This is a genomic window from uncultured Alteromonas sp., assembly GCF_963976965.1.
Lineage (GTDB): Bacteria > Pseudomonadota > Gammaproteobacteria > Enterobacterales > Alteromonadaceae > Alteromonas > Alteromonas naphthalenivorans.
In genome coordinates this window covers 44,288-50,481 of record NZ_CAXBMP010000030.1, presented here as the reverse complement: position 1 = coordinate 50,481, position 6,194 = coordinate 44,288, and the positions used below count along the sequence as shown (strand labels likewise).

The following is a 6,194-nucleotide window of genomic DNA, read 5'->3' as shown; positions in this document are numbered from 1 at the left end:
GGTTGAACTGGAATTTTTATAAAGCCAAACGCAGTTTAGGCTGACGCCTTCTAACGCTAAGCTTTGGGGCGCTAGCACGTGGGCTAAAATCCGAGCGAAGCGAGCCAGCCCACGTGTTAGCGTCCCAGCGACCGGAGGGAGTGCCAAGAGCGTTTTGTTAGGCGTACAAAGGAACGTACGCAGCTTTGCTGCCGCCACTAGCCAAATAGACCGCGTGTTTAAATTATTGAATTTAAGATAAAACAACCCTGTACGAAATGCCAGATGTTAACGACATTGCTGGATAAAAGAGCGAGTTTAGAATACTGATGATGTTAAATGTTGGCGTTACGGTGTTGATAAAAAGCGCGTTGCTAAAGCCGTTGAACCTACCGAAAAAGCAAGCTGTAAAGACAACCTAGCGAAACAACCTTGATGTTGGAATGTCACAGTTAAACCTACTTTTTTATGCTGTAGGTAAATGACGCCTAACTTTAAGCTAAGGGGCGCAGATACGTGGGGCATAATGGCGAAGCCGCCCCGCGTATAGGCGTCCCAGCGACCGAAGGGAGTGGCTTAAGCGCTTTGTTAGAAGCAGAGCCTATACCTTTGGCCTTATTAAAAACTAATAAAGCCAGCATACGATTGATTGTTAAAGCAAACAAGCAAAATGCCAGCGCAGTGATGTTGCTGATCTGACTGAAGCAAGCCGCCATTTGAACTAGCAAACGCAATGGCGCTTACCGAGTAAAATAAGAATTTGGCGATAAAGCGCCTATTGCGCGACCTTTGAATTTAAAGCGGCGAAGTTAAAAGCACCTAAAGCCAGAGCGATGTTGCGAACAACAGGTGAGGGCTGTTGAACTGATATTTGTATTAAGCCAAATGCAGTTTAGGCTGACGCCTTCTAACGCCCCAATAAGGGGCTGATAATAGTTTGCTAAAATGTGAAACGAAGTGGAACCGAGCAAACTGTTAGCAGTCCCGCTTGATTGGCTTGTTATGTTTACTTTGGAAAGCCTGAAACTTTAGCTACTAGCAGACCTTCTTTGTGCCATTCAGTCTGCTCCGAGCTAAAAATTTGAGCATCTAGTTTTATTGATGGTTCTTCATTTAAACTGCCAGCAGGAACAATTAAAGATTTACCACTTTGCGATATAAACGGTAATCCAGATGCACAATTCTCACAGAATGCTTTCGAAAAAGAACGTTTGGGATGATCATAGCGTTTGATTTTTTCAACACCTTTAACCCAATTTATATTATCAGGTGAAGTGAATAAATTAGAAGCGTGAGCACTACCAGTTAACTTTCTACATTGTTCACAGTGACAAAAGAAAAAATTACTGAAATTATCTTCTAGTGTAAACTCTACGTCTCCACAGCAACAACTACCTGAAATTATATTAGCCATAATAACCTCCGTGTTAGATAAATGATTGTAAACATAACGCCTAATTAACAGGCAAAAAATATGTTGGCTAAAATAAGCGACGAAGGAGCAAAAGCCAACTGTTTTTTGTCCTTGTTTAATTACTTGTTATATTTTTACTGCTTCACCAATGCTGATTTTACAATGGCAAAACCAATAAAACCTAGCAATGCACCCGTAATCTTATCAACGTAATAAGCTGCTTTAGTAAACTTGCTGCGCACTGTACGGGTTGAAAGCAAGAAAATAATAGATAAATCCCATAAGAATACAATAACGGTCATCCAAACCCCTAAGCCTAACTTAAAAGCAAAGCCTACTTCTGGGGTAAGCACCACAGTAAAAAGACTAAGGTAAAACAATAAATTCTTGGGATTTAATATCCCAGACATGAATCCAGTAACAAACTCCTTTAAAAAAGTCGATTTACTATAGTCGTTATTTTTAGATTCTATAATATCTAAATTATTATATGAACTTTTACGGGCGCGTAAGGCTTGTATCGCTAGATAAATAAGAAATAACCCACCGATAATTTTTAATGCAATCATTACAGGAACAGAAGCAGCTAAAATAGAACCTACGCCAATTAAACATAAACCGATATACACCGCGTTAGCTGATGCAATGCCTAATGCAACACCAATAGCGTTTTTACCTTCGTTTTTAATTGCACTTTTTACAACAAGCACAAAGTCAGGTCCAGGGCTTAACAAAGCAAGAAAATGTGCTATTGCAACAGTAACAAAGATACCTAGTAAATTTACATCCATATGAATCACCTTTTATTGATATTTGAAATATGCACAGAACTCTAATAAAAATATAACACCCCACTAAGGGGCAATAACACATGGGCTAAAATTAGGAACGAAGTGACGCAGCCCATGTGTTAGCGTCCCAGCGAGCAGCGCGAGCGCCTTTAGTGTTTTGTTATATGGCAAACTCTTCGTTTGGTTCTTCTAGTTGTTCCACTTCTTCGAGCCCGCAAATACCATTACCACCGTCAAGATAACGCAGACCAAGGTAAACTTGTTCTCCGATTTGTTCTGCCTGAATTACGACGGCAGGAGTTCGTTCTCCTGTTTTTTCATTAATCTGAATAACACATGTAGGTAATTTGGCATCCAGTACAAAGCTACCCTCTGGTATATAGAAAACAGCTAAGCCGTTTTTTACATCCATTTCAGAGGCAACTCGCCCTGATATGTGAGGTAAGGTATTCCAATTGTCAGGTTTGAATGAGTCCCACATGTTTAACTTTCCATATAACTTTTCAATAACGGGCGCAGGCACGTAGGGCATAATGGCGAAGCCGCCCTGCGTGTATGCGTCCCAGCGAACAAAGTGAGCGAGTTTATTGAGTTGTTATATGCGTGCCTATTACAACACATGGACGTCGTTGATAGTTGCTGCATAAAATCCATTACCTTGCGGGATAAACTCAAACTCCACTGTTAAATCCGTAATCTCACTATTAGACGGAAGATAAAAACCACAAATTAGGTTTCCAGATTCGGTTTCCAAATATTCAGAAGAACATTTGGAAAGGTCTTCATTTTGGAATGTTACTGGCGATGTATTGTTGTAATATTCCTGAACTGCAAATTTTAATTTGGCTTCTGTCCAAGTTTCTCCGCAGCTGTTTGGACAATCCAATAGTTTCTGGGCTTCGTTGAACTTTTGTAGAGAAAGCAGCCTTAACCAACTCTGACAGTAAGACTTCACATGCACTTCTTTGTTTTGTTCAGCGATAGATAGCATGAATTCCTCAAAAGCATATAACTTTTAAATAAGGGGCGCAGACGTGTGGGGCATAATGGCGAAGCCGCCCCGCATGTTTGCGTCCCAGCCCGCGCAGCGGGCGAACTTGATTTTTTTGTTATGTGTTTTCGCTTATTTCTAAAACCACAGTTAACCATAAATTACCCCAACGCTCACGTCTATCTGCCGAACTCAACAATTTAGGTGAAGTGGTTTGATATTCATTGAAAGAATGACGATTGGCAAATAGAGTAGCGGATACAGCACCTTTTTTAACTTTTTCTGCATCGTAAAAAACCGCCACGACTTGGTTGCATCTAGAACATTGAATAAAGGAGGCTTGTTCTGAACCTTGCTTTAAAAAATTGACTGAGGCACTTGAGTTAACGCTTAACTTTCCAAGCGGATCTGATATGTACGCAAGACTATGATGCTTACAAAAGTCGCAGTCACATTCTCTAGGTTGATAGCTTTCGATTGACCTAGGAAGTGATAGTTTTACGCGAACGGCTTCGCATGAGCATGAAGAGAAATAATCCATTTAACCCTCATAAATTAAACCTGCACATAACAATTTAGTGTACGGAAAAAATCCTTTATGCAAGGCGGAAAGTTTCCATATATCACCCAAATAATATTTTAACTTTCGCACGTAAGTTAACTTATATCAATATCCTACACTTTGTATCTGAAAACACTGTACTTAAGTACGGAATGTTTCCTTTTTATTTTACGGCGTACTAAAAAATCGTAATGCTGTATGTAATTACAGTTTAAATGTGAAAAATAAAAATGAAATCAATGTTTATGCAAATGGTGGTTCAACACATGCGAAATCACCGTTACGCTAAGCGCTCTATACAGCTTTATAGTGGGTGGATTGTTAGTTATATTCGGTTTCACAATACTAGGCATCCTGCCGAGATGGGAGACAAAGAAGTAGAATTGTTTCTATCTCACTTAGTGAATAAAAAGAATGTAGCACCGGCTACTCAAGCCAGCGCACTCAATGCGTTGGCATTTCTTTATCGAGACATACTAGAAAAGCCTCTTTCCTTGAGCCTTGATTTTGTTACAAGTCGCAGGCAAGCCAAGTTACCTGTTGTGCTTACGCAAGACGAAGTGGTTGCGCTTTTTGCTCAACTTCCTGCTCATTTAAAGTTACCTATTTCGTTACTTTATGGAAGCGGGTTACGTTTAATGGAGGCTGTGAGGTTGCGTGTAAAAGACATTGATTTCGACTACAACGCTATTCGAATATGGGATGGTAAAGGCGGCAAACATCGTGTTGTTACTTTAGCATCAGAGCTAAAACCTGGGCTTAATCGGCAAATAAGTGTAGTTGAAAGTTACCTTATTGCAGATTTAGATAACCCTAGTTACCAAGGGGTATATTTGCCTCATCGTTTGCGTGTTAAATACCAAAATGCGCCTAAAGAACTTGGATGGCATTATCTTTTTCCTTCTGCGCGTTTATCGGTTGATCCCGAGAATGGAAAAACGCGTCGACATCATATTGATGAATCAAGCATACAAAAGGCGATAAGAATAACCGCAAGTGCGTGTGGGCTTAAAAAGAAGGTTACGCCGCATACCTTACGACATTCATTTGCTACTCACCTTTTACAGTCGGGTGCCGACATTCGTACTGTGCAAACGCAACTTGGTCATTCTGATGTGAAAACTACGCAAATTTACACTCATGTATTACAACAGGGGGCGCAAGGGGTAGTTAGCCCGCTTTCCCGTGTTTTAAAATAGTCGTGTTTGCTCAAGCTGTATTGTGCTTTACGAACCTCATGCAACAAAAAAGGGCCCGAAGGCCCTTTCAATAAAACGTAAATAATTAATTACACACGTTCAAATACAGTGGCTATACCTTGGCCTAAACCAATACACATGGTGGCTAAGCCTAGCTCTACATCTTGCGATTCCATCAGGTTAATCAAGGTACCTGATATACGTGAACCAGAACAACCTAGAGGGTGGCCTAGTGAAATAGCGCCGCCGTTAAGGTTAATCTTGTCATCAAGATTGTCCATCCAACCTAGTTGCTTAATGCACGATAGTGCTTGGGCAGCAAAGGCTTCGTTGAACTCAGCCAGTTGAATATCGTCCATGCTAAGGCCAGCACGTTTTAGGGCTTTTTGTGTTGCCGGTACTGGGCCGTAACCCATAATAGCTGCATCACAACCTGCCACTGCCATTGAACGAATTTTAGCGCGAGGTGTTAAACCTAGTGCTTTTGCTTTGTCGGCAGACATAAGCAACATGGCAGACGCACCGTCAGACAACGCTGATGATGTACCTGCTGTAACGGTGCCGTTTACTGGGTCGAACACAGGGCGAAGTTGCGCCATGCTTTCAGCTGTGCTTTCTGGGCGAATAACTTCATCATGGTCAATCAGTTTAAGCGTACCGTTGGCATCATGGCCTTCGATAGGCACAATCTCGTTAGCCCAGCGGCCTTCAAGGTGTGCTTTATGCGCTAGCTGATGCGAACGTGCGCCAAACGCATCTTGCATTTCACGAGTGATACCATTTTGACGACCAAGTAGCTCGGCGGTCATACCCATCATGCCAGAGGCTTTTGCGGTGTACTTAGCAAGGCCTGGGTGAAAGTCGATGTTGTAGTTCATAGGTACATGGTCCATGTGCTCAACACCACCAATCATGTATATATCGCCACGACCGCTCATAATGCCGCTAGTCGCATCATGCAATGCTTGCATCGATGAACCGCATAAACGGTTAACGGTGACTGCACCTGTAGTACGTGGAATTTGGGTTAGCAATTGCGCATTACGCGCAATGTTGAAACCTTGTTCTTTGGTTTGCTGTACACAGCCCCATATAATGTCTTCAATTTCTGCTGGATCAACACCTGGGTTGCGCTCAAGTAATGCGGTCATTAGCGCGGCAGACATAGTCTCTGCACGAACATTTCTAAATACACCGGCTTTCGAGCGTCCCATAGGGGTACGAACACAATCGATAACTACGACTTCTTTCATTATTA

At 41.7% G+C, this 6,194-nt stretch carries 7 protein-coding genes; 1 reads left to right on the top strand and 6 read right to left on the bottom strand.

The window, feature by feature from the left end:
• Positions 1 to 985 precede the first annotated feature (985 nt).
• The 5 genes from AAC006_RS17780 to AAC006_RS17760 all read right to left on the bottom strand — a co-directional run bounded on the left by AAC006_RS17780 (position 986) and on the right by AAC006_RS17760 (position 3,716).
• Positions 986 to 1,393, bottom strand: coding sequence for a GFA family protein (locus tag AAC006_RS17780; RefSeq protein ID WP_126874107.1), 408 nt, complete (start codon positions 1,391 to 1,393; stop codon positions 986 to 988).
• A gap of 134 nt (positions 1,394 to 1,527) precedes the next feature.
• Complete coding sequence (locus tag AAC006_RS17775) at positions 1,528 to 2,184, bottom strand: LysE family transporter (RefSeq protein WP_085306442.1); 657 nt, start codon at positions 2,182 to 2,184, stop codon at positions 1,528 to 1,530.
• Positions 2,185 to 2,344: 160 nt separating this feature from the next.
• Complete coding sequence (locus AAC006_RS17770; RefSeq protein WP_221885339.1) at positions 2,345 to 2,716, bottom strand: hypothetical protein; 372 nt, start codon at positions 2,714 to 2,716, stop codon at positions 2,345 to 2,347.
• Positions 2,717 to 2,794: 78 nt separating this feature from the next.
• Entirely contained in the window at positions 2,795 to 3,175 is a 381-nt protein-coding gene (locus AAC006_RS17765) for a hypothetical protein (protein WP_126874108.1), read from the bottom strand.
• Positions 3,176 to 3,293: 118 nt separating this feature from the next.
• Complete coding sequence (locus tag AAC006_RS17760; protein ID WP_013785560.1) at positions 3,294 to 3,716, bottom strand: hypothetical protein; 423 nt, start codon at positions 3,714 to 3,716, stop codon at positions 3,294 to 3,296.
• Between the two features lie 251 nt (positions 3,717 to 3,967).
• Between AAC006_RS17760 and AAC006_RS17755 the strand changes: the two genes are divergently transcribed.
• The gene (locus AAC006_RS17755; protein WP_126873150.1) at positions 3,968 to 4,936 is read left to right on the top strand and encodes an integron integrase; all 969 of its coding nucleotides are present in this window, start codon (positions 3,968 to 3,970) and stop codon (positions 4,934 to 4,936) included.
• An 89-nt stretch (positions 4,937 to 5,025) separates the two neighbouring features.
• Here AAC006_RS17755 and fadA read toward each other — a convergent pair whose 3' ends face one another.
• Positions 5,026 to 6,189 (bottom strand): acetyl-CoA C-acyltransferase FadA, encoded by a 1,164-nt coding sequence (fadA, locus tag AAC006_RS17750; protein WP_339892054.1) that lies wholly within the window; start codon positions 6,187 to 6,189, stop codon positions 5,026 to 5,028.
• Between the last annotated feature and the right edge of the window lie 5 nt (positions 6,190 to 6,194).